The sequence below is a fragment of the Rhizobium sp. WSM1328 genome (genome assembly GCF_057653715.1).
Window position 1 is genome coordinate 1,306,516 of record NZ_CM172788.1, and the last position, 21,047, is coordinate 1,327,562.

The 21,047-nt window shown below is 60.0% G+C and carries 18 protein-coding genes; 13 read left to right on the forward strand and 5 right to left on the reverse strand.

Features of this window, described 5'->3' with window-relative positions; translation table 11 throughout:
• Positions 1–220 precede the first annotated feature (220 nt).
• The gene (locus AC2444_RS06650) at positions 221–1,120 is read right to left on the reverse strand and encodes a LysR family transcriptional regulator (RefSeq protein WP_171815677.1); all 900 of its coding nucleotides are present in this window, start codon (positions 1,118–1,120) and stop codon (positions 221–223) included.
• Positions 1,121–1,194: 74 nt separating this feature from the next.
• Here AC2444_RS06650 and AC2444_RS06655 point away from each other — a divergent pair, with 74 nt between their 5' ends.
• Together AC2444_RS06655 and AC2444_RS06660 are read left to right on the forward strand one after the other, a co-directional pair.
• Entirely contained in the window at positions 1,195–1,425 is a 231-nt protein-coding gene (locus AC2444_RS06655; protein ID WP_012756935.1) for a DUF1127 domain-containing protein, read from the forward strand.
• A gap of 96 nt (positions 1,426–1,521) precedes the next feature.
• Positions 1,522–2,355 carry an enoyl-CoA hydratase gene (locus AC2444_RS06660; protein ID WP_012756936.1) on the forward strand — a complete coding sequence of 278 codons (834 nt, stop codon included), beginning with the start codon at positions 1,522–1,524 and terminating at the stop codon, positions 2,353–2,355.
• Here the strand turns inward: AC2444_RS06660 and AC2444_RS06665 are convergent, their stop codons facing one another.
• Complete coding sequence (locus tag AC2444_RS06665) at positions 2,356–3,192, reverse strand: EamA family transporter (protein ID WP_012756937.1); 837 nt, start codon at positions 3,190–3,192, stop codon at positions 2,356–2,358.
• Between the two features lie 475 nt (positions 3,193–3,667).
• Positions 3,668–3,991 carry a hypothetical protein gene (locus tag AC2444_RS06670; protein WP_012756938.1) on the reverse strand — a complete coding sequence of 108 codons (324 nt, stop codon included), beginning with the start codon at positions 3,989–3,991 and terminating at the stop codon, positions 3,668–3,670.
• Between the two features lie 142 nt (positions 3,992–4,133).
• On the opposite strand from AC2444_RS06670, the gene AC2444_RS06675 reads away from it, so the two are divergent.
• The 8 genes from AC2444_RS06675 (at position 4,134) to pstB (ending at position 12,830) form a co-directional block, all read left to right on the forward strand.
• Positions 4,134–4,562, forward strand: a complete 429-nt coding sequence (locus tag AC2444_RS06675) for a CoA-binding protein (protein ID WP_012756939.1) — start codon at positions 4,134–4,136, stop codon at positions 4,560–4,562.
• A 117-nt stretch (positions 4,563–4,679) separates the two neighbouring features.
• Entirely contained in the window at positions 4,680–5,963 is a 1,284-nt protein-coding gene (locus AC2444_RS06680) for an O-acetylhomoserine aminocarboxypropyltransferase (protein ID WP_012756940.1), read from the forward strand.
• A 23-nt stretch (positions 5,964–5,986) separates the two neighbouring features.
• Positions 5,987–6,331: a cupin domain-containing protein gene (locus tag AC2444_RS06685; RefSeq protein ID WP_041935641.1), complete on the forward strand. Its 345-nt coding sequence runs from the start codon at positions 5,987–5,989 to the stop codon at positions 6,329–6,331.
• A 269-nt stretch (positions 6,332–6,600) separates the two neighbouring features.
• Positions 6,601–8,730: a bifunctional diguanylate cyclase/phosphodiesterase gene (locus tag AC2444_RS06690; protein ID WP_012756942.1), complete on the forward strand. Its 2,130-nt coding sequence runs from the start codon at positions 6,601–6,603 to the stop codon at positions 8,728–8,730.
• A 349-nt stretch (positions 8,731–9,079) separates the two neighbouring features.
• Complete coding sequence (gene pstS, locus AC2444_RS06695; RefSeq protein WP_128450251.1) at positions 9,080–10,102, forward strand: phosphate ABC transporter substrate-binding protein PstS; 1,023 nt, start codon at positions 9,080–9,082, stop codon at positions 10,100–10,102.
• Positions 10,103–10,189: 87 nt separating this feature from the next.
• Positions 10,190–11,167 (forward strand): phosphate ABC transporter permease subunit PstC, encoded by a 978-nt coding sequence (gene pstC, locus AC2444_RS06700; protein WP_012756944.1) that lies wholly within the window; start codon positions 10,190–10,192, stop codon positions 11,165–11,167.
• A 2-nt stretch (positions 11,168–11,169) separates the two neighbouring features.
• The gene (gene pstA / locus AC2444_RS06705; RefSeq protein WP_012756945.1) at positions 11,170–12,027 is read left to right on the forward strand and encodes a phosphate ABC transporter permease PstA; all 858 of its coding nucleotides are present in this window, start codon (positions 11,170–11,172) and stop codon (positions 12,025–12,027) included.
• On the forward strand, positions 12,024–12,830 hold the full coding sequence (pstB, locus tag AC2444_RS06710) for a phosphate ABC transporter ATP-binding protein PstB (protein WP_012756946.1): 807 nt from the start codon (positions 12,024–12,026) through the stop codon (positions 12,828–12,830). The genes pstA and pstB overlap by 4 nt, the downstream gene beginning before the upstream one ends.
• Positions 12,831–12,855: 25 nt before the next feature.
• Here pstB and AC2444_RS06715 read toward each other — a convergent pair whose 3' ends face one another.
• Together AC2444_RS06715 and AC2444_RS06720 are read right to left on the reverse strand one after the other, a co-directional pair.
• Positions 12,856–14,100 carry a cytochrome P450 gene (locus tag AC2444_RS06715; protein WP_012756947.1) on the reverse strand — a complete coding sequence of 415 codons (1,245 nt, stop codon included), beginning with the start codon at positions 14,098–14,100 and terminating at the stop codon, positions 12,856–12,858.
• Between the two features lie 61 nt (positions 14,101–14,161).
• Entirely contained in the window at positions 14,162–15,577 is a 1,416-nt protein-coding gene (locus AC2444_RS06720; protein ID WP_017993614.1) for a GGDEF domain-containing protein, read from the reverse strand.
• Positions 15,578–15,867: 290 nt separating this feature from the next.
• Here AC2444_RS06720 and clpP point away from each other — a divergent pair, with 290 nt between their 5' ends.
• From clpP to lon, 3 genes are all read left to right on the forward strand, one after another.
• Positions 15,868–16,497, forward strand: coding sequence for an ATP-dependent Clp endopeptidase proteolytic subunit ClpP (clpP, locus tag AC2444_RS06725; protein WP_012756949.1), 630 nt, complete (start codon positions 15,868–15,870; stop codon positions 16,495–16,497).
• Between the two features lie 303 nt (positions 16,498–16,800).
• Positions 16,801–18,078, forward strand: a complete 1,278-nt coding sequence (gene clpX, locus AC2444_RS06730; protein WP_003547337.1) for an ATP-dependent Clp protease ATP-binding subunit ClpX — start codon at positions 16,801–16,803, stop codon at positions 18,076–18,078.
• Positions 18,079–18,479: 401 nt separating this feature from the next.
• Positions 18,480–20,897 carry an endopeptidase La gene (lon, locus tag AC2444_RS06735; RefSeq protein WP_012756950.1) on the forward strand — a complete coding sequence of 806 codons (2,418 nt, stop codon included), beginning with the start codon at positions 18,480–18,482 and terminating at the stop codon, positions 20,895–20,897.
• Positions 20,898–21,047 lie beyond the last annotated feature (150 nt).

The following is a 21,047-nucleotide window of genomic DNA, read 5'->3' on the forward strand; positions in this document are numbered from 1 at the left end:
AGCCCGGATAGGCTGCGTTCTGGCGCGGTGTATAAAGGGAATATGACATTGGGTCAATATAGACTTCCTGAAGGTTTGGAAAAATTTTTCAGTAAAAACAGATACTTAGATATGTGGTATTTTAATACCTCATATTTCCGCGGTCGCGGACTGCTGCCCCTGACGTTTTTCACGTCGTCTCTGTCGGTTTGAAATAGCGTCCGACGGTCGAAAGCAGATCTCAACCTTTGAACGCGCGCAGACATTTCATCATTTCGCGAAGGCCGCGTGTCAGATGTTTGTCCCGGCGTAGAACCATGCCAAGGCGGCGCGTCAGCCGCGGCTTCAGCGATGATGTCGTTACGAGGCCGGCGCGGTCGCGCTTCAGCGCCAGCCCCGGCAGGATCGACCAGCCGAGCCCCACGGCAACCAGTTCCTTGATCGCCTCGATGCTGCCGAACTCCATCGCAGGCCGGATCCTTGTATCCGGTGCAGCCAGCCACGCGTCGATTGCGCGCCTGGTATTGCCGCCCTCATAAAGCAGCAGCGTCCTGTCGCGCATGAAGGCGGCGTCCGGTCCGCCTTCGGGCATGAGGCTGCCCGCGGGGGCGACGGCCAGCAATTCCTCCTCGTAGAACGGCTCGATCTCGAAGTTCCGTCCCGATGCCGGCAGGGCGACGACAGCGATGTCGAGGCTGTTGGCCTCCAGATCGCGCAGAATGTCATCGGCATCGCCGATGCGCACGGTGATTTCGAGGCCGGGCATGGATTTTCTGGCGACGGCGATGGCGCGCGGAAGCAGATGGATCGACGCTGTGCCGCCGCTGCCGATGCGCACGCGGCCGCTGGCGCCATCCCGGTAGGGCATCATCGCTTCTTCCGCTGCAGCCGATTCCTGGAGCAGGCGCCTTGCATAGACGAGCAGGTCGAGACCTGCCGCGGTCGGCTGCGCCCGCCGCCCGACACGCTCGATCAGCCGGACGCCGAGCCGCTGTTCGAGCCCCTTCACCTGCAGGCTGACGGCCGGCTGCGTCAGGCCTTCCTTGTCGGCCGCAGCCGTAAAGCTTCCGAGCTCGGCGACGTTGATGAAGGCGGCAAGCTGATCGAGGTGGAGAGGCATACAAAAGAAATCCTTATGCATAGGATAATATCCATAAGCTTCTTTCGCGGCATCTTCCAGCGCATCTTTCATTCGTTGAAGAAAGGAAGAAAGACATGGCCCTGGAATTAAGCGGGATCCTTGACGCACCTCGCGATATCGTTTGGACGAGACTTCGCGGGATGGCGCGCTGGAGCCTGCGGCTGCTACTGACGATCGAACATCACCTCGAAAAGCGCCGCAGCCGCCGCACGCTTTTGGAACTCACCGACGACGAGCTTTGCGATGTCGGTCTGACCCGTACGCAGGCAAGCGCCGAGACATCGAAGTCGTGGTTCTGGTCCTGACGGCAGCGGTCTCTGCGGGGAGTGCGGATCCTGCTCGAAATTTCCGGCGCCTTGTGGCAAAACGTCTGCCTGGAATCGAGCGCAGGGAGCAGCATCATGGCCGAAATCGTATCCTTCCGGAAGGACGCCGCCGGAGCGGAAGAGGGCGGCTTGCTGACCCGCTCGCTGCGCAACGGCGTGCTGCGGCTCGTGCTCAACAACCCACCGGCCAATGTTCTCTCGATCGCACTTCTCGAGGCCCTGATGCAGGAGCTCGAGACGGCCGATGCAGAACCGGATGCGCGCGTCGTCGTCATCGCCTCGACCGGCAATGTCTTTTCCGCCGGGCATGATCTCAAGGAACTCACGGCCCATCGCGCCGATGAAGATCAGGGTGCCGGTTTCTTCGAAAAGACCTTTCGGCTCGCTGCCGATCTGATGCTGAAGATCACGCATCTGCCGAAGCCTGTCATCGCCGAGATCGACGGGCTTGTAACGGCTGCGGGCTGCCAGCTCGTTGCCTCCTGCGATCTGGCGATCTTCACGGACAGTTCGACATTCTGCACCCCGGGCGTCAACATCGGCCTGTTCTGTTCGACGCCGATGGTGGCCGTTTCCCGTGCCGCGCACCGCAAACAGGCGATGGAGATGCTGCTGACCGGCGAGACGATCGACGCCTCGACCGCCAAGGATTTCGGCCTCGTCAACCGTATTGTGCCGAAGCAGTATCTGGCGCAGGTGGTTTCCAAATATGCGGCCGTGATCGCCAGCAAATCGCCATTGACCCTGAAAATCGGCAAGGAAGCCTTCCACCGGCAGCTCGAACTGCCCGTGGAGGCGGCATATGATTATACCGCCAGGGTGATGGTCGAGAACATGCTGACTGAGGATGCGCAGGAAGGGATCGGCGCCTTCCTTGGCAAGCGCAAGGCCGAATGGACAGGCGAGTGATCACGCCAGTCTCAGAAGCAGCCCGCCGATCGCGATGACGACGCCGGCGACGTAGCGCCAGATGCTGGCTTTTTCCTTGAAGACGGTGATCGAGATCACCAGCGCAAACAGGATTGCGGTTTCACGCAAGGCTGCGACGGTCGCGACTGGGGCTTTTGTCATCGCCCAGAGCGCCAGGCCATAGGAAGCGATCGAGCCGGCGCCGCCGATGAGGCCGCGCCACCAGTTGTGGCGAACGTGACGCACGACTGCGAAAGCGCCGCGCTGGGACGCTGCCCAGGAAAACAGCAGCACCGGCGGCAGCAGCGACATCCACAAAGTATAGGAAATCGCATTGCCGGAGATGCGCGCGCCGATTCCGTCGACATAGGTGTAGGTGGCGATGACGCAGGCATTGGCAAGCGAGAGGACGACGGCACGGCTGCTGCCACGCCGCGCCTCCAGGGCGAGTGTCAGCACGCCGGCGCAGATCGTCATCGTCCCGGCAAGAGCGCCGGTGGAGAGGTTTTCTTTGAGAACGAAACCGCTTGTCGCGGCGATCAACAGCGGTGCGCAGCCACGCATCAGCGGATAGACGAGGCCGATATCGCCGGCCCGGTAGGCGGCGGCGACCAGCTGAAAGTAGGCAAACTGCAGGATGGCAGAGGCGCCGATGAACGGCCAGGCCGAGGCGTGCGGCAACGGCAGGAATGGCAGGAACGGCAGTGCCGAAACCGCGCCGCCGGCCGAGATCAGCGCCGCATCGAGGGACTTATCGCTCCCCGCCTTGATGATGGCGTTCCATGTCGCGTGCAGCAGTGCGCCGAAGAGAACGAGCAGGATGACGTCGAGAGGCAAGGGAGTAATCCGGAAAGGATGAGAGGAAGCGAATGCACCTCGCCTTCGGCGTTTCAAATTCCTGAAAAGACAACTGGGATTTGCACGAAAATGCGCGGCGGCGGTCGCTTATGCGTTCATATGTCGAATAGCATTCTTTCAGTATGTGAACAATGGCGACTCATTTGAGCAATTTTTACGTGCGCGCGACATGCGTTCAATTCATGCGATCCTTTCAACTATGAGCTGTTTCTAATGGATGCGGGAACAAAGAGTGCTGATATCACGAACAAAAAGAGAAAATCTCTGGAGGAATGCGAGAACTGTTTATTCTATGGTGCTGAAATATAGATATTATTCTATAACTTTGATATACGGGAAAATTAAAGCTCCTGATTGTGCAATCGTTACGAAATCGCAGCGCGGGATTGATCGCAAACCTTTCGCAACCGCGAAAGGCGCGCAGTTCCTGCGTCCGCCATGACGGCGAAAAACATCAGAGCTGATGATGCGGAACGAAGAGCATCCCGTCAAGGTTGTCGATGTTCTGGCAGCTCAGCACTTGGCAGCGGGGAGTGTCTTTCGAAGGGATATATGTCCATTCCGCATAATCGGTCGCGTCGCAATAATTGCTGTTGCGGACATAGCGATCGTAGAGCGGCAAGCCACGGGGAGACTGGTAACGGAAGATGACCGCGCCCTGATTGTGGATGGCGGCACGCACGCTGGCACAGCTCATGGTGAGCGGATTGTAGCGCGAGATCGCCAGCGCCGGCGATGCGGCGAGCACGAGCATGAGGGCAAGAGCGATTTTTTTCATCGAATCATCCTCAAGGAGTATCCAATTCATATATACGGGCCAATTCATATATACGGGAAAGACACGCAGCCGGTTTCACGGAAACGCAAAAAAACATGCTGGCCGTGCCTGCCGGAGGGCTTTCGGGAGTGGAGAAGTGGATATGAATCACGACACCTACACGGATGATTACCTCGCCGGCATCCTGCATTCGGTAAAGACTATCGCGCTGACCGGCGCTTCGCCCAATCCAGCCCGGCCGAGCAACGGCGTCATGGGCTATCTGCTGTCGCGCGGCTACGAGGTCATTCCTGTCAATCCGGGGCAGGCGGGCAAACTGATCCAGGGCCGCACCGTTTATGCCCGGCTTGCAGACATTCCCGTGCCGATCGACATGGTCGACGTATTCCGCGCCTCCGAATATCTGGATGGGGTCGTCGAGGAGGCGCTGGCGCTGAGCCCGCTGCCTAAGATCATCTGGTCTCAACTTGGTGTGCGCGACGATGCGGCTGCGGCAAAGGCGGAGGCTGCCGGCATCCAGGTGGTGATGAACCGCTGCCCGGCGATCGAGTATCCTCGTCTTATTGCCTGAGTTGCGGTCCGCGGAGACGGATTTTCCACGGAACGCCCATGGGTTGAAACGGATCGCGATTAACTTTCGCAAGCGACAGGCTATGATCCTGGACGTCAGCAATAACGGGAGGACGACATGGCCAAGAACGATCCGGGATTCAACACGTTGGCGATCCATGCCGGTGCGCAGCCCGACCCAACGACTGGGGCGCGGGTAACGCCGATCTACCAGACGACCGCTTTCGTCTTCAATGATTCCGATCATGCCGCCGCCCTCTTCGGTCTGCAGGCTTTCGGCAATATCTATACCCGCATCATGAACCCGACGCAGGCGGTACTCGAGGAGCGTGTCGCAGCGCTCGAGGGCGGAACCGCAGCCCTTGCCGTCGCCTCCGGCCATGCGGCGCAGGTGATCGTCTTCCACAATATCATGCGTCCTGGCGAGAATTTCATCGCTGCCCGCCAGCTCTACGGCGGCTCGATCAACCAGTTCGGCCACGCCTTCGAGAATTTCGGCTGGCAGGTGCGCTGGGCCGATGCCGCCGATCCGGCAAGCTTCGAAAGCCAGATCGACGATAAGACGCGCGGCATCTTTATCGAAAGCCTGGCCAATCCCGGCGGTACCTTCGTCGATATCGCCGCCATCGCCGACGTCGCGCATCGCCATGGCCTGCCGCTGATCGTCGACAACACGATGGCGACACCCTATTTCATCCGTCCGATCGAACACGGCGCCGACATCGTCGTGCATTCGCTGACAAAATTTCTCGGCGGCCACGGCAATTCCATGGGCGGCCTCATCGTCGACGGCGGCACCTTCGACTGGTCGAAATCAGGCAATTACCCGATGCTGTCGAGCCCGCGGCCGGAATATAACGGCATGGTTCTGCACGCGACTTTCGGCAATTTCGCCTTCGCGATCGCTGCCCGTGTGCTCGGCCTGCGCGATCTCGGGCCGGCGATCTCGCCCTTCAATGCTTTCCTGATCCTGACCGGCATCGAGACGCTGCCGCTTCGGATGCAGCGCCACAGCGACAATGCGATCGCCGTTGCGAAGTGGCTGAAGGCGCACAGCAAGATCGCCTGGGTGAACTATGCCGGGCTCGACGATGATCCGAACCACGCCCTACAGCAGCGCTACTCGCCGAAGGGCGCCGGCTCCGTCTTCACCTTCGGCGTCAAGGGCGGTTATGAGGCGGGCAAGACGCTGGTCGAGGGGCTGGAGCTCTTCTCCCATCTCGCCAATATCGGCGATACCCGTTCGCTCGTCATCCATCCGGCCTCGACGACGCACCGGCAGTTGACCGACGAGCAGAGGATCGCTGCCGGCGCGGGGCCTGGCGTGGTTCGCCTTTCCGTCGGCATCGAGGACGTCAAGGACATCATCGCCGATCTCGAACAGGCGCTCTCGAAGATCTGAGATCAACGAAGTCTATGGTGACCATGACAAACTTTCTCACCTTCAGCATCGACGGCGTCGAACCCGAGTTCGGCGCCCCTGAAGCCGATCGGATTATCTCCGGCGATCCGCATTTCCGTACCTGGAACCTGGAAGAGGCCGAAGGCGGCCTTTATTCCGGCATTTGGGAGGCGACACCGGGCAAGTGGCGGATCGTCTACGAGGAATGGGAATATTTCAGCCTGCTGTCCGGCCATTCGATCGTGACCGAGGACGGCGGTGAGCCGGTTCATCTGAAGACGGGTGACCGGATGATCCTCAGACCCGGCTTCAAGGGAACGTGGGAAGTCGTTGAAACGACTCGTAAGGATTATGTGATCAAGGTTTAAGCGAGAGCCAGCAAGTGATCACGAACGAAGCCGGGCCTATCCCGTCTTCGGCTTCGCTTTTTGTCGTCACGGCCACAGCGATGATCCGAAACGGCAAGCCGGCAACGACGGTGCTTGCGGCCATTTGTCCCGGATTAAATGCTTTTAACCAATCCCATTAATCGGGCCTACATCGACAAATGCTAAACCTTATCTGCAGCGCATTGCGGACATGATGTCTCCTGCCGTCTCACAGACATGGCCTTGCAATTAATCTTTGCGGAATTTGCATGTCGTCGAATCTTGCAGCCAGGCACGTTCGGACTCAAACGTCTTCCATCATTGCGACAACCGTCTGCTTCCTTGTCGTCGCCCTCGTATTGACTGGCCTGATGGCGCATGTCGTCGTCACCATGACCCGCTCAGTGAACGAGATCGACGATGCCAGGGCCAGTCGCGCCGCCCGCGCGGCGGTCGCAGCCTTTGTGGCTCGCTTGAGCGGGACAACGACGGACAATGCCATATGGGACGATGCCTATAGTGCGGTCTCATCTCCGGCCGCTGCGGATTGGGCCTATGAGAATTGGGGAAAAACCAGCGAGGATTATGCGCTTTATGACGGCGCGATCGTGACCGGCCCTGACCGGTCTTCGATCGTCTCGGCCTATGCCAAAGGCAAGCCCTTCCAGCCGAGCACGTTTTTCGGGGAAGCTTTTTATCAGCAGATCAATGCTGCTGCCGCTCCGGCGAAGGCGCCGGTGGTCAATTTCATCAAGACCGAAAGCGGTATAGCGCTGATCGCCTCGCAGGCGATCCAGCCGTTCGAGACCGCCGCCGAGGTTCCGAAGTTCAGCGTGCTGAGTTTCTATAAGGAGTTTACGTCGGAGGTTCTCGACACTCTCTCCAACGAACATGAACTCGAGGGGCTGAGCCTCGAGACGACGCCCAAGCCGGGATCCCTGAACACGCCGATCACCGACATGAAGGGAGCCGTCATCGGCTATCTCGTTTGGCCGAGCAAAGCCCCCGGAAGCGCCGTGTTTCATCAGGTCTATCCCTATGTTGCAGCTTCTACCGTCATCCTTTCATTATTCTTGATCGGCGTTCTGTTGGTTGGCGCATCCGAGGCGCGGCGCCTGCGCCAACTGGCGCAAACAGCTCGCTTCGAAGCGAGCCATGACAGCTTGAGTGGCTTGTTGAACAGACAGGGGCTTCTCCGCCTGCTGGAGGATCTGGAGAGCCCGGATCCTTCATCGCCGCGGCTTTACTTGGTTGACCTCGACGGCTTCAAGGCGGTCAACGATGCTTGGGGACATGCGGTTGGGGATGATTTGATCCGGATCGTCTCGAACGCGCTGATGACCAGTCATCCCGAAGTCCTGGCCGCAGCCCGGCTGGGAGGCGATGAATTCGCGCTGGTGCACGTTGGATCCACTGCACGCGAAGAGATCGAAGAGGCGATTCTGGCGCTGTTTGCCGAGCCCTTCAAAATTGACGGGCGAACGATCGAAGTTGGCGCAAGCATCGGAGCTGCGGCGCGCGATGGAGACATATCGCCTTTGGAGCTTCTTCGCAGAGCCGACATGGCGCTCTATCGTGCCAAGGCAAATGGCAAAGGTCAGGCGGTTGAATACGACCCCGAACTGGACCGGGAACGCATACGGGTCGCCGAGCTGGAAGGTCTCTTGAAAAACGCCATCGGCAGCGGCGCAATCGAAGCCGTTTTCCAGCCTCTCGTCTCTGCTTCGACCGGTACTGTCACCGGTCTTGAAGCACTGGCGCGCTGGAAAACTGCAACGGGAAACATCAGCCCGGAAATATTCATCCCTCTTGCTGAAAGATGCGGCCTCATCGATGCCCTTGGCGTCCATATGCTGAGAACGTCGATCGGGCATGCCAAGAGCTGGCCCGGTCTGACTTTGTCGGTGAATGTTTCGCCGATCCAGCTCTGCAATCCGGAATTTGCTGCCCAAGTGATCACGATCCTGCAGGAGTTGGATTTCAATCCAAACCGCCTGACACTGGAAATCACTGAGGGCGTTCTGATGACAAATCCGGATCAGGCCCGTCGGTCGATAGACCAGCTCAAGCGCGTCGGCATAAAGTTTGCTCTTGATGATTTTGGCTGCGGCTACGCCAGCATCGGTGCATTGCGGCAGTTTGGGTTTGATCGCATGAAGATCGACCGCTCGCTGGTGTCCGCTCTCGATGAAACCGCAAATGGCGCCGATATTCTTCGGGCAACCATCTCCTTGGCGACTGCTCTGCAGATTCCCGTGACCGCGGAAGGTATTGAGAATACCCGTCAGGCGGCGATCTTGCGAGACGCCGGCTGCGATCAGCTTCAAGGGTATATGCTCGGAAAACCCATGTCGGCATGCGACATATCCAGCAGGCTGCAAGAAGAGTCGGCCGCGTGATCTCGTAAAGGCCACGAATTCGGCATCGGGCCTGAGCGGCCCGGCATATCGAAATCCTGAAAACGACATTTCCAGGCATCGCTGCGGCAATCCACCACAGCCATGCGTCAATCTATCCCGATGTTTTTGCTAAGGCTTTGTTAAATCCGCGATTCAATGAAAAGGCCGTAACTGCAGCATTCGCGGCACGGCCCACGGTTGGTTGCGACCGTCAAATTCCGTCATCAAACTGTAATAAAACGCGCCTAGCCCGCCTGCTGTGACGGGAATTTCAGCGCCCCAGACAATGGACACCCCCTCCATGGCGCTGGTCTCGTTGTTTTTCAAATCCATTAGGGAAGCGCTTCATATGCTCAGCAATAAACTTCTTTCGGCCTGCCTCGGCGCCGGCCTGGTTGCCGCTCTGGCGGTTTCGGCGTCCGCCGCCGACATCACCGGCGCCGGCTCCACCTTCGTCTATCCCGTCCTGTCCAAATGGTCTGCGGACTACAACAAGCAGACCGGCGACAAGCTGAACTACCAGTCGATCGGTTCGGGCGGTGGCATCGCCCAGGTCAAGGCTGCAACGGTTGACTTCGGCGCGTCCGACGCTCCGATCAAGCCGGAAGACCTGACGACTGGCGGCTTCGGTCAGTTCCCGCTCGTCGTCGGCGGCATCGTGCCCGTCATCAACGTCAAGGGTATCAAGTCGGGCGAACTGAAGCTCACGGGCAAGGTTCTCGCCGACATCTACCTCGGCAATGTCACCAAGTGGAACGACAAGGCCATCGCCGATCTGAATCCCGGCCTGAAACTGCCCGACAGCCAGATCGCCGTCGTCCACCGTTCGGACGGTTCGGGCACCTCCTTCAACTGGACCAACTACTTCTCCAAGGTCAACGAAGACTGGAAGAGCAAGGTCGGCGAAGGGACCGCCGTCAACTGGCCGGTCGGCATCGGCGGCAAGGGCAACGAAGGCGTCGCCGCTTACGTCACCCGCGTCAAGGATTCGATCGGCTACGTCGAATACGCCTACGCTCTGCAGAACAAGCTGCCCTACGTTCTGATCCAGAACGCCGCAGGCCAGTATCCGAAGCCAAATGCGGAAAGCTTCTCGGCTGCTGCCGCCAGCGCCGAATGGACCAAGGCTCAGGACTTCTACCTGATCATGACCAATGCTCCGGGCGAAAAGGCCTGGCCGGTCACCGCCACGACCTGGGCGATCATGTACAAGGAGCCGAAAGATGCGGCTCGCTCCAAGGCTGCCTTCGCCTTCTTCAAGTGGGCGCTCGAAAACGGCCAGAAGGAAGCCTCTGCCCTCGATTACGTTCGGCTTCCGGAAACCCTGGTGAAGCAGATCGAGGATTACTGGACGGCCTCGTTCAAGGGCTGATCCTGACGAAACTGCGGTCGGGGCGGGAAGCGAGGCTTTCCGCCCCGAATGTCTTTGACACCCCTCAAAGCATCAGAGCGTACGGACATGAGCGAAGCAATGGCATCGCTGCCCGCCACAACCGCGGGCGTGAAGCGCCGCGACGGCGCCGCAGGCGATCGTATTTTTTACTGGATAGTTTTCGGCTGCGGCCTGTTTGTTCTTGTCGCACTGTTCACAGCGGCGTTCTCCATGGTCTGGGACGGGTTTCTCGCGTTCCAAACCTTCGGCTTTGGCTTCCTGACCGGCATGGAATGGGATCCGGTTGCCCAGCGGTTCTCGGGCCTAGTACCGATTTACGGCACGCTGGTCACCTCGGCGCTCGCCATGATCATCGGCGTTCCCGTGAGCCTCGGTATCGCCGTTTTCATTACCGAAGTTGCGCCGCGCTCCATTCGCGGCCCGATCGGCGGTGCCATCGAGCTTCTCGCCGGTATCCCCAGCATCATTTACGGCATGTGGGGTCTCTTCACCTTTGCCCCCTTCATGTCGGACTACGTCCAGCCGGTGCTGATCGACTGGCTAGGCCCGATCCCGGTAATCGGCGCATTGTTCACTGGCGCCCCGCTCGGCATCGGCATGCTGACGTCGGGCATCGTGCTGGCAATCATGATCATCCCCTTCGTCTCCTCGGTCACGCGCGACGTCTTCCTGGTCGTCCCAGCGCAGTTGAAGGAATCGGCCTATGCGCTTGGTTCGACCAAGTGGGAAGTGGTGCGCGACATCGTCATCCCGCACACCCGCACCGCGGTCGTCGGCGGCATCTTCCTTGGTCTCGGCCGCGCGCTCGGAGAGACCATGGCGGTCACCTTCGTACTCGGCAACACCCATAACATCGCGGTGTCGCTGATGGAGCCCGGCACGTCGATCGCTGCGACGCTCGCTAACGAATTTGCCGAAGCTTCGGATGACCTCTACAGGTCGTCGCTCTCGGCGCTCGGTCTCATCCTCTTCGTTGTCACCTTCATCGTTCTGGCGGCCGCCAAGCTCATGCTGGTGCGCATGGCAAGACAGAGGGGAGAGTAATCATGACCACTCATTCGGGTTCCCTATACCGTCGTCGCCAGATCGGCAGCATGATCGCACTGTCGCTCTGCGGCATCGCCACCGTGGTCGGCCTGGTCTTTCTGGTTTGGATCCTCTGGACGACGCTGATACACGGCTTGTCCGCGCTCAGCCCCAGTCTCGTCACGGAAATGACGCCGCCGCCCGGCGAAGATGGCGGCGGTCTCGCCAACGCCTTCATGGGCAGCCTGATGATGGTCGCTCTCGCTGTTATCATCGGTACGCCGATCGGCGTGCTGGCCGGCACCTTCCTGTCGGAGTTCAGCCGCGGCAAGAAGATTGGCGAGGCAATCCGCTTCGTCAACGATATCCTGCTTTCGGCGCCGTCGATCATCATCGGCTTGTTTGTCTATGAACTGGTCGTCCGCCCGACGTCACGCATCTCCGGCTTTGCCGGCGGCATCGCGCTCGCCTTCATCTTCCTGCCGGTCGTGGTGCGCACGACCGACGAGATGCTGCGGCTGGTTCCTGATGTCATGCGTGAGGCAGCACTTTCGCTCGGCATCCCGCGCTGGAAGGTAACGGTCAACATACTCTACCGCGCTGCCTCCACAGGTATCCTGACCGGTATCCTCCTTGCGATCGCCCGCATTTCGGGCGAAACCGCGCCGCTCCTTTTTACGGCTCTGAACAACCAGTATTGGAGCTTGGACATGTCGCAGCCGATGGCGAATATTCCCGTCGTCATCTTCCAGTTCGCTATGAGCCCCTATGAGCAATGGCAGAATCTTGCCTGGGCAGGTGCCTTTGTCATGACGGCGATCGTGCTTCTCCTCAGCGTCGGCTCCCGCGCCATCCTCAACCGCAGGAATGCGAAATGATGCTTGAGAACAAAGCCTTCGAACCTCGTCCCGCCCACCTGGCCACAAGAGTCGACAAGATGGCGCTGACCGGCGTCAACTTCTATTACGGCGAAACCCACGCGATCCGCGACGTCACCCTGAGCTTTCCCGAGCGTCAGGTCTCGGCTCTCATCGGCCCGTCCGGCTGCGGCAAGTCCACGCTGCTGCGCATCCTCAACCGCATCTACATGCTCTACCCGAAGATGCGCGCCACCGGCTCCGTCACGCTCGACGGCCAGAACATCCTCGACCCTGGCTATTCGATGAACGAACTGCGCGCCCGCGTCGGCATGGTCTTCCAGAAGCCGGTGCCCTTTCCGATGTCGATCTACTACAATATCGCCTACGGTATCCGCCACCACGAGCGCATCTCCAAGGCCGAGATGGACGTCCGCGTCGAGCAGGTGCTGCGCTCGGCAGCGCTCTGGGAAGAGGTCACGGACAAATTGAAGGGCAGTGGCCTCGGCCTTTCCGGCGGCCAGCAGCAGCGCCTCTGTATCGCGCGTGCCGTGGCGCTTCGCCCCGAGGTGCTTCTCCTCGACGAGCCGACCTCCGCCCTCGACCCGATCTCGACTGCCAAGGTGGAAGAGCTGGTCGCCCGGCTGAAGACGGAGTTCACTATCGTCATCGTCACCCACAACATGCAGCAGGCAAGCCGCATTTCCGACAATACCGCCTTCATGTATCTGGGCGAACTGGTGGAATACGGCCCGACCGCCGAGATCTTCCAGTCGCCGAAGGTCAAGCGCACGGAAGACTACATCACCGGCCGCTACGGCTGATCTGCGACCCCGGGGGAGGAATGGATCACCATTGCAGATCCAGCCGGTCCAGCCCGTGGAAATGGTAGACATCCTTGACCACAGGTGTCTTTGCCAGCCTCAGACCGGCCAGCCGTTCGAACAGGATCGGCAGCACGACGTTGAGTTCCAGCCGCGCCAGCGGCGCGCCGATGCAGAAATGGATGCCGGCGCCGAAGGAGAGGTTTGCCGCCTCGTTGCGGTCGGGCTTGAAGGTGAGGGGATCGGTGAATTTTGCCGGGTCGAGATTGGCGGCGGCGAGGATGAGGCTGACCTTGTCGCCGCGCTTGAAGGAGATGCCGTCGATTTCGGCCGGCTCCAGGGCCCAGCGCTGGAAGATATGAACAGGCGCGCAGATGCGCAGGGTTTCCTCGACGGTGCGCTCTGTCGTGGCCTCGTCCCGGAAAAGTTCTGCCGGATCGCCGCCGCTGTCGAGAATGGTGCGCACGGAGTTGCCGATCTGGTGCACGGTCGCCTCATGTCCCGCATTGAGCAGCACGATCGTCGTCGACACGAGCTCCTCCTCGGTCAGATACTGGCCCTTGTGCTCGGTGTGGATCATGTGGGTCAGCAGGTCGTCGCGCGGTTCGGCGCGGCGTTCGGCGATCACCGTCTTCACGTAGTCGGAAAATTCCTTCGATGCCCGTTCGGCCTCTTCCTCCTGCCCGCGCGTACGGCCGAACATGTACATGCGGACATAGGCGTGCGACCAGGTAAGCAATTGCGGTCCCATCTCCTCGGGGATGCCGATCATCCGGGCGATCATCGTCACCGGGATGATGTCGGCAAAGGCCGAGAGCAGCTCGACCTCACGCTTCTCCGCGAAGCCGTCGATCAACCGGTTGGCGAGTTCGGCAAGCTCCGGCTTCATCTTCTCGACATGGCGGGAAACGAAGGCGCGGTTGACGAGCGTGCGCAGCCGCGTGTGCTCCGGCGGTTCGAGTTCGAGCAGGGAATAACGTTCCGAAAGATCAAAACTGGCAAGATGCGGCGTCGGCTCGGCAAGCCCGAGCTCCTCGCGGCTGGCGATATGCAGGATCTGCCGGCCGAAGCGCCGGTCGCGCAGCAGTCCGTTCACATGGTCGTAACCGGTGAAGAACCACTGTTTTTGCTCGCTCCAGTAGAAGGTCGGGCAGTGGGCATGAAGTGCGGCATAGACGGCGTTCGGGTCGCCGTAGAAAGCCGGGTTGCGGCTATCAAGCGAGACATGACGGTTGGCGCGGTCGATCGAGAGAAAGGATGGGATCATCATGCGCCGAGCCTTATCGGATTTGCCGGACCTCGGAAAGATGTGAGGCGCGAGGGATCCCGGACTACCCGGCCCGTGACAGCGTGCCCATGCGTCGTAGCGCCTCGACCTGGTCGTCGACCGTCGGCACAAGTTCGCCGGCAGTGCTGCTCGGCGTGGCCGGTGCAGGGGTTGCGGCCTCCGCTTCGCCGAAGGTGACCGTGCAGTTGCGACCGGCGGCCTTCGCCGCATAGAGCGCCCGGTCGGCGGCCGAGATCAGCTTGTCGATATTGGCTTCGATCGAGGAGGCGAGCGCGATGCCGATGCTGACCGTGACCGGAACGATCGCTTCGCCGGTGCTGACGGGAAGACGGCAGAATTCGGTGCGGATCGCTTCGGCGATCGCCTCGGCTTCCGTCTGGTCCGCGACTGCGGCGAAGGCGGCGAATTCCTCACCGCCCATGCGGCCGAAGATGTTGTTTGGAATATACTGGCGGGCCATGCGCGCAAAGGCGGTCAGCACGGCATCGCCGGACTGGTGGCCGAAACGGTCGTTGACGCGCTTGAAATGGTCGAGATCGAAGAGAATCACCGCGACCTGGCGCTGCTCGTTATGAGCTCTTTCCTGGATGCCGTCGAAATAGCCGAGCAGGCCGCGGCGGTTGAGCACGCCGGTCAGCGAATCGGTCAGGGTGAGGGCACGCAGGTGCCGTTCGGAACGCTCCATGATCAGCCGGCAGGTGAACGCGAAGGCGATGGTCAGCAGGAAGGCGCTGGCCATGGCGGAGGCGCCGCCGAGATTGGTCGCCTCGATATCGCTCGGCAGCGTCAGCGCCATCGTCACTGCCGAGCCGAAGCACAGGCAGCCCTGGATGACGAACACGCCCATCAGCTTGATGCGGGTACGCTCACGGCGCATGTCGCCGGCGGCGACCGCCATGGCGAGTGCCGTTGCACCCGTCGCCGAAGCAAGGTTGTAGAGCACCACCCGGTTTGAATAATCGCTGTTGACCCAGGGCAGGAAGACCCCGGCGAGCCAGATTGCCGGCGGCAGCAGTGCCCACCATTCGATCCGCTTGCGGTCGAGCGCCAGAAAACCCGCCGCCCAGGCGCTCTGGCCGAGCAGGGCGATGGCATTGCCCGCTTCTATGGAAAGCACGCTGGGGATTTCGCCGCGCAGCGCGACCATCGCAAAGCCGATGCCAGTCAGGAGGAAGCCCAGGCCCCAATAGAGATAGGCCTCGTTCCTGACGTTGTGGCGCCAGGCGACGAACAGCACCAAAGCGAGCGTCATGGCCTCGGAACACCAGATGGCGAGACCTGTAGCGATATTGAACACGGCAGCAACCCCTTGTCTGTCAGTTCGCATCCTTGCCGAGGAAGCTCGCCAGTTCCTTAATGCTGCTGCGCTGCGGCATTGTTTTAGGCCGATATCTGCCGGTAGGCTTTCCGTTGGGTAAACGTGTATGAGCACAGTCGAATAGAGTAAGCCTTCCTTCATCCTGTCATGGAGAAAAGCCGGGGGAGACCGCGCTAGGGTCTCGCCGTTAACAGGCGTTTGAGGGAAAGAGGCTACCAGGAGCCGAAGCACCAATGCACGTCGCCCGGAAGTGTGCAGCGGTTCCGGGATAACGACAGTATGAAAAGAAGGAGCTTAGCCACCTCGCCCGCCTTCTTAACGTTATCCGCATGCGTGTCTTGAAGAGGAGGGCCGGGACACTCTATGTAGGGGTAAGATATTTTTTCTTTGATTCCCGGCGTCGGCCGGCGAGACGTTGACAAAGGACGCACATGAGAAACCCAGTCGATACCGCAATGGCCCTCGTTCCGATGGTCGTGGAACAGACCAACCGCGGTGAACGCTCCTACGACATCTATTCCCGCCTGTTGAAGGAACGCATCATCTTCCTGACGGGTACCGTCGAGGACCATATGGCGACGCTCGTCTGCGCCCAGCTGCTTTTCCTCGAGGCCGAAAACCCGAAGAAGGAGATCGCCCTCTACATCAATTCGCCCGGTGGCGTCGTCACCGCCGGTATGGCGATCTACGATACGATGCAGTTCATCAAGCCCGCGGTTTCGACGCTCTGCATCGGCCAGGCCGCGTCCATGGGCTCGCTGCTGCTGGCGGCCGGCCACAAGGACATGCGCTTCGCCACGCCGAACTCCCGCATCATGGTGCATCAGCCATCGGGCGGCTTCCAGGGCCAGGCGTCAGACATCGAGCGTCATGCCCGCGACATCCTCAAGATGAAGCGCCGCCTGAACGAGGTCTACGTCAAGCACACCGGCCGCACCTACGAGGAAGTTGAAAAGACGCTCGATCGTGACCATTTCATGGATGCGGACGAAGCCCAGAGCTGGGGCGTGATCGACAAGGTTCTGACGTCGCGCCTCGAAATGGAAGGCGAACAGGCCTAGTAATTAATAGGGATGGTGTTTTCCTCGCCACAGTTCTATCCCATTTGTGATTGAACAAGGGCTTTCATACGGCGACGAAGACGCTAATAGTAGCTATTAATGCTATGTTGAATTTTTATGACATAGCATTCGGCATTCGAAGGGGAGTTCGTTGCCGCCGGGACCAGGACATGATTGGTTGGGCCCGGTTCGTAGCCCCTGAAGCCCTTCTCGGCAAAGGCTCCGGAAACGGAGTGCCGCCAGGAGCTGATAGAGTGGACCGCGATTTCGCCTTGAAATGCGGCGTGCTGGAAGGAAAGTGATATGAGCAAGGTCAGCGGCAGCAACGGCGGCGACTCCAAGAACACTCTTTATTGTTCGTTCTGCGGAAAGAGCCAGCACGAAGTCCGGAAACTGATTGCCGGACCGACCGTCTTCATCTGCGATGAATGCGTCGAATTGTGCATGGACATCATCCGCGAGGAGAACAAGTCCTCGATGGTCAAGTCCCGCGACGGCGTTCCGACGCCCCAGGACATCATCAAGGTCCTCGACGAATACGTCATCGGCCAGCGGCAGGCGAAGAAGATCCTGTCGGTTGCCGTTCACAACCATTACAAGCGCCTGGCGCACGCCTCCAAGAACGGCGAAGTCGAGCTGGCGAAGTCGAACATCATGCTCGTCGGCCCGACCGGCTGCGGCAAGACCTATCTTGCTCAGACGCTCGCCCGCATCATCGACGTTCCCTTCACCATGGCCGACGCGACGACGCTGACCGAGGCCGGTTATGTCGGCGAGGATGTCGAAAACATCATCCTGAAGCTGCTGCAGTCGGCCGACTACAACGTCGAGCGTGCGCAACGCGGCATCGTCTACATCGACGAAGTCGACAAGATTTCGCGCAAGTCCGACAACCCGTCGATCACCCGTGACGTCTCGGGCGAGGGCGTGCAGCAGGCGCTGCTGAAGATCATGGAAGGTACGGTCGCTTCCGTTCCGCCGCAGGGCGGACGCAAGCACCCGCAGCAGGAATTCCTGCAGGTCGACACGACGAACATCCTGTTCATCTGCGGCGGCGCTTTTGCCGGCCTCGACAAGATCATCTCTGCCCGTGGCGAGAAGACCTCGATCGGCTTCGGCGCCTCGGTCAAGTCGCAGGATGACCGCCGCGTCGGCGAGGTCCTGCGCGAACTGGAGCCTGAAGATCTGGTCAAGTTCGGCCTCATCCCTGAGTTCATCGGCCGTCTGCCGGTTCTGGCGACGCTCGAGGACCTCGATGAGGACGCGCTGATCCAGATCCTGTCCGAGCCGAAGAATGCGCTGATCAAGCAGTATCAGCGCCTGTTCGAGATGGAAGACGTGGAACTGAACTTCCACGAGGACGCTCTTCGCGAAATCGCCCGCAAGGCGATCGTGCGCAAGACCGGCGCCCGCGGCCTTCGCTCGATCATGGAGAAGATCCTGCTCGACACGATGTTCGAACTGCCGACGCTGGAAGGCGTGCGCGAGGTCGTCATCTCCGAGGAAGTGGTGCGCGGTTCGGCCCGTCCGCTTTACATCTATGCCGATCGCCAGGAAGAAAAGGCCAACGCTTCGGCGTGAGCTTGGGCTTTCGTGTGATTATTTTGGGGGCTTGCCATTGGCAGGCCCCTTTCTATTTGAAAAACCATGCGAAGCGCTGTTAGTATTTGCCGGTGGGAACCGAAATTGCCTTTGCCGATGTTGCGGAAGGGGTCGTGCTTGGCAATGATGCAATGATCCGTAAGCCTCTTGCTGGCGTTTGCATTTTAGCCGGGTCGGAAGTGGTAAGCGCCGGTCCAGCCACGCGCTTCATAGTGTTGGCGTTCCGTTGTAATAAAGCTGTCACATCCGAGGGACGCGGGCGTTAGCGTGGCTTGAAAAGCGTAGTCAGAACCTCCACTTGTAGCAACAAGTGAGATTGCCGGCCGGTCCCAAGCGGCCGTGCAGAGAGCCCGGCAACGGGACGATGGAAAGGACATAAAATGACGAAGAAAACGTCTGTAGCGAGCAGCACCGCCTACCCTGTTCTGCCCCTGCGCGACATCGTGGTTTTCCCGCATATGATCGTGCCGCTGTTCGTCGGACGGGAAAAGTCGATCCGTGCGCTCGAAGAGGTCATGGGTTCCGACAAGCAGATCATGCTGGTAACGCAGATCAATGCTAGCGACGACGATCCGGATCCTTCCGCGATCCACAATGTCGGCACCGTGGCGAACGTGCTGCAGCTCTTGAAGCTGCCCGACGGCACCGTGAAGGTTCTGGTGGAAGGCCGCGCCCGCGCCGAGATCGACACCTATACCAGCCGCGAGGATTTCTATGAGGCGCTCGGCCATGTGCTCGAGGAGCCGCACGACGATCCGGTCGAACTGGAAGCCCTGTCGCGTTCGGTCGTCTCCGAATTCGAGAGCTATGTGAAGCTCAACAAGAAGATTTCGCCCGAAGTGGTCGGCGCCGCCAGCCAGATCGACGACTATTCCAAGCTCGCCGATACGGTTGCCTCGCATCTGTCGATCAAGATCACCGAGAAGCAGGAGATGCTGGAGACCACCAGCGTCAAGCAGCGCCTCGAAAAGGCTCTCGGCTTCATGGAAGGCGAGATCTCGGTCCTGCAGGTCGAAAAGCGCATCCGTTCGCGCGTCAAGCGCCAGATGGAAAAGACCCAGCGCGAATACTACCTCAATGAACAGATGAAGGCGATCCAGAAGGAACTCGGAGACGGCGAAGAAGGCCGCGACGAGATGAGCGAACTGGAAGAGCGCATCTCCAAGACCAAGCTGTCCAAGGAAGCCCGTGAAAAGGCCGATGCGGAGCTGAAGAAGCTGCGCCAGATGAGCCCGATGTCGGCGGAAGCCACCGTGGTGCGCAATTATCTGGACTGGCTGCTCGGCATTCCCTGGGGCAAGAAGTCGAAGATCAAGGCCGATCTCAACAATGCCGAGAAGATCCTCGAAGCCGATCACTTCGGTCTCGACAAGGTCAAGGAGCGCATCGTCGAATATCTGGCCGTGCAGGCCCGCGCCACCAAAATCAAGGGCCCGATCCTCTGCCTCGTCGGCCCTCCGGGCGTCGGCAAGACCTCGCTCGCCCAGTCGATCGCCAAGGCGACCGGCCGTGAGTATGTGCGTATGGCGCTTGGCGGCGTTCGTGACGAAGCCGAAATCCGCGGTCACCGCCGCACCTATATCGGCTCTATGCCCGGCAAGGTCATCCAGTCGATGAAGAAGGCTAAGAAGTCCAACCCGCTATTCTTGCTCGACGAAATCGACAAGCTCGGCCAGGACTATCGCGGCGATCCGTCTTCGGCTCTGCTCGAAGTGCTCGATCCGGCGCAGAACATGACCTTCATGGATCACTATCTGGAAGTCGAATACGACCTGTCGGATGTGATGTTCATCACGACGGCGAATACGCTGAACATTCCAGCGCCTCTGATGGACCGCATGGAGATCATCCGTATCGCCGGCTACACAGAGGATGAAAAGCGCGAAATCGCCAAGCGGCACCTGTTGCCGAAGGCCATCAAGGAACATGCGTTGCAGCCGGAAGAATTCTCGGTCAGTGACGACGCCCTGATGTCGATCAGCCAGCATTACACCCGCGAAGCCGGCGTCCGCAACTTCGAGCGCGAGCTGATGAAACTCGCCCGCAAGGCGGTCACCGAGATCATCAAGGGCAAGACGAAGGCCGTTCACGTGACGGCTGCCAACATCTCCGACTATCTGGGCGTCCCGCGCTTCCGCCATGGCGAAGCAGAGGGCGAGGATCAGGTTGGCGTCGTGACCGGTCTTGCCTGGACGGAAGTCGGCGGCGAGCTGCTGACCATCGAAGGTGTGATGATGCCGGGCAAGGGCCGCATGACGGTCACCGGCAATCTGAAGGAAGTCATGAAGGAATCGATCTCGGCAGCGGCCTCCTATGTCCGCTCGCGCGCTGTCGATTTCGGCATCGAGCCGCCGCGCTTCGACAAGAGCGACATCCACGTGCACGTGCCGGAAGGCGCAACCCCGAAGGATGGTCCCTCGGCTGGTGTCGCCATGGCAACCGCGATCGTCTCGATCATGACCGGCATCCCCGTGGACAGGCATGTGGCCATGACCGGTGAAATCACGCTTCGTGGCCGTGTGCTGCCGATCGGCGGTCTCAAGGAAAAGCTGCTCGCAGCGCTTCGCGGCGGCATCAAGAAGGTGCTGATTCCGGAGGAAAACGCCAAGGACCTGGCGGAGATTCCTGACAACGTGAAGAACAACATGGAGATCATCCCGGTATCCCGCATGGGCGAGGTGATCAAGCACGCGCTGATCCGGCGGCCGGAGCCAATCGAATGGGATGGCACGGTGGAAACGCCGGTCATCACATCGGTCGAAGGCCTCGATGAGACAGGCGCAACCATAGCGCATTGAGTGGCCTTTGCCACATTTATGCCCAATTGGCCCAAAACACGGAAAAAGGCTGGCGGAAACGCCAGCCTTTTTTGTGAAAACGTCATGTAGACGCTTGCTTTTCCTTGATTTGCAGGGCTTTTGGGTTTTCGGCGGGCCTGATGAAACCTA

What these genes read in the sequence shown, in the direction of transcription:
- AC2444_RS06650 (WP_171815677.1), bottom strand. Translation starts at nt 1,120, where the DNA reads ATGCATAAGGATTTCTTTTGTATGCCTCTCCACCTCGATCAGCTTGCC.
- AC2444_RS06715 (WP_012756947.1), bottom strand. Translation starts at nt 14,100, where the DNA reads ATGATGATCCCATCCTTTCTCTCGATCGACCGCGCCAACCGTCATGTC.
- AC2444_RS06660 (WP_012756936.1), top strand. Translation starts at nt 1,522, where the DNA reads ATGGCCGAAATCGTATCCTTCCGGAAGGACGCCGCCGGAGCGGAAGAG.
- AC2444_RS06720 (WP_017993614.1), bottom strand. Translation starts at nt 15,577, where the DNA reads ATGAAGGAAGGCTTACTCTATTCGACTGTGCTCATACACGTTTACCCA.
- AC2444_RS06670 (WP_012756938.1), bottom strand. Translation starts at nt 3,991, where the DNA reads ATGAAAAAAATCGCTCTTGCCCTCATGCTCGTGCTCGCCGCATCGCCG.
- clpX (WP_003547337.1), top strand. Translation starts at nt 16,801, where the DNA reads ATGAGCAAGGTCAGCGGCAGCAACGGCGGCGACTCCAAGAACACTCTT.
- pstS (WP_128450251.1), top strand. Translation starts at nt 9,080, where the DNA reads ATGCTCAGCAATAAACTTCTTTCGGCCTGCCTCGGCGCCGGCCTGGTT.
- lon (WP_012756950.1), top strand. Translation starts at nt 18,480, where the DNA reads ATGACGAAGAAAACGTCTGTAGCGAGCAGCACCGCCTACCCTGTTCTG.
- clpP (WP_012756949.1), top strand. Translation starts at nt 15,868, where the DNA reads ATGAGAAACCCAGTCGATACCGCAATGGCCCTCGTTCCGATGGTCGTG.
- AC2444_RS06685 (WP_041935641.1), top strand. Translation starts at nt 5,987, where the DNA reads ATGACAAACTTTCTCACCTTCAGCATCGACGGCGTCGAACCCGAGTTC.
- pstA (WP_012756945.1), top strand. Translation starts at nt 11,170, where the DNA reads ATGACCACTCATTCGGGTTCCCTATACCGTCGTCGCCAGATCGGCAGC.
- AC2444_RS06675 (WP_012756939.1), top strand. Translation starts at nt 4,134, where the DNA reads ATGAATCACGACACCTACACGGATGATTACCTCGCCGGCATCCTGCAT.
- AC2444_RS06680 (WP_012756940.1), top strand. Translation starts at nt 4,680, where the DNA reads ATGGCCAAGAACGATCCGGGATTCAACACGTTGGCGATCCATGCCGGT.
- pstC (WP_012756944.1), top strand. Translation starts at nt 10,190, where the DNA reads ATGAGCGAAGCAATGGCATCGCTGCCCGCCACAACCGCGGGCGTGAAG.
- AC2444_RS06655 (WP_012756935.1), top strand. Translation starts at nt 1,195, where the DNA reads ATGGCCCTGGAATTAAGCGGGATCCTTGACGCACCTCGCGATATCGTT.
- AC2444_RS06690 (WP_012756942.1), top strand. Translation starts at nt 6,601, where the DNA reads ATGTCGTCGAATCTTGCAGCCAGGCACGTTCGGACTCAAACGTCTTCC.
- pstB (WP_012756946.1), top strand. Translation starts at nt 12,024, where the DNA reads ATGATGCTTGAGAACAAAGCCTTCGAACCTCGTCCCGCCCACCTGGCC.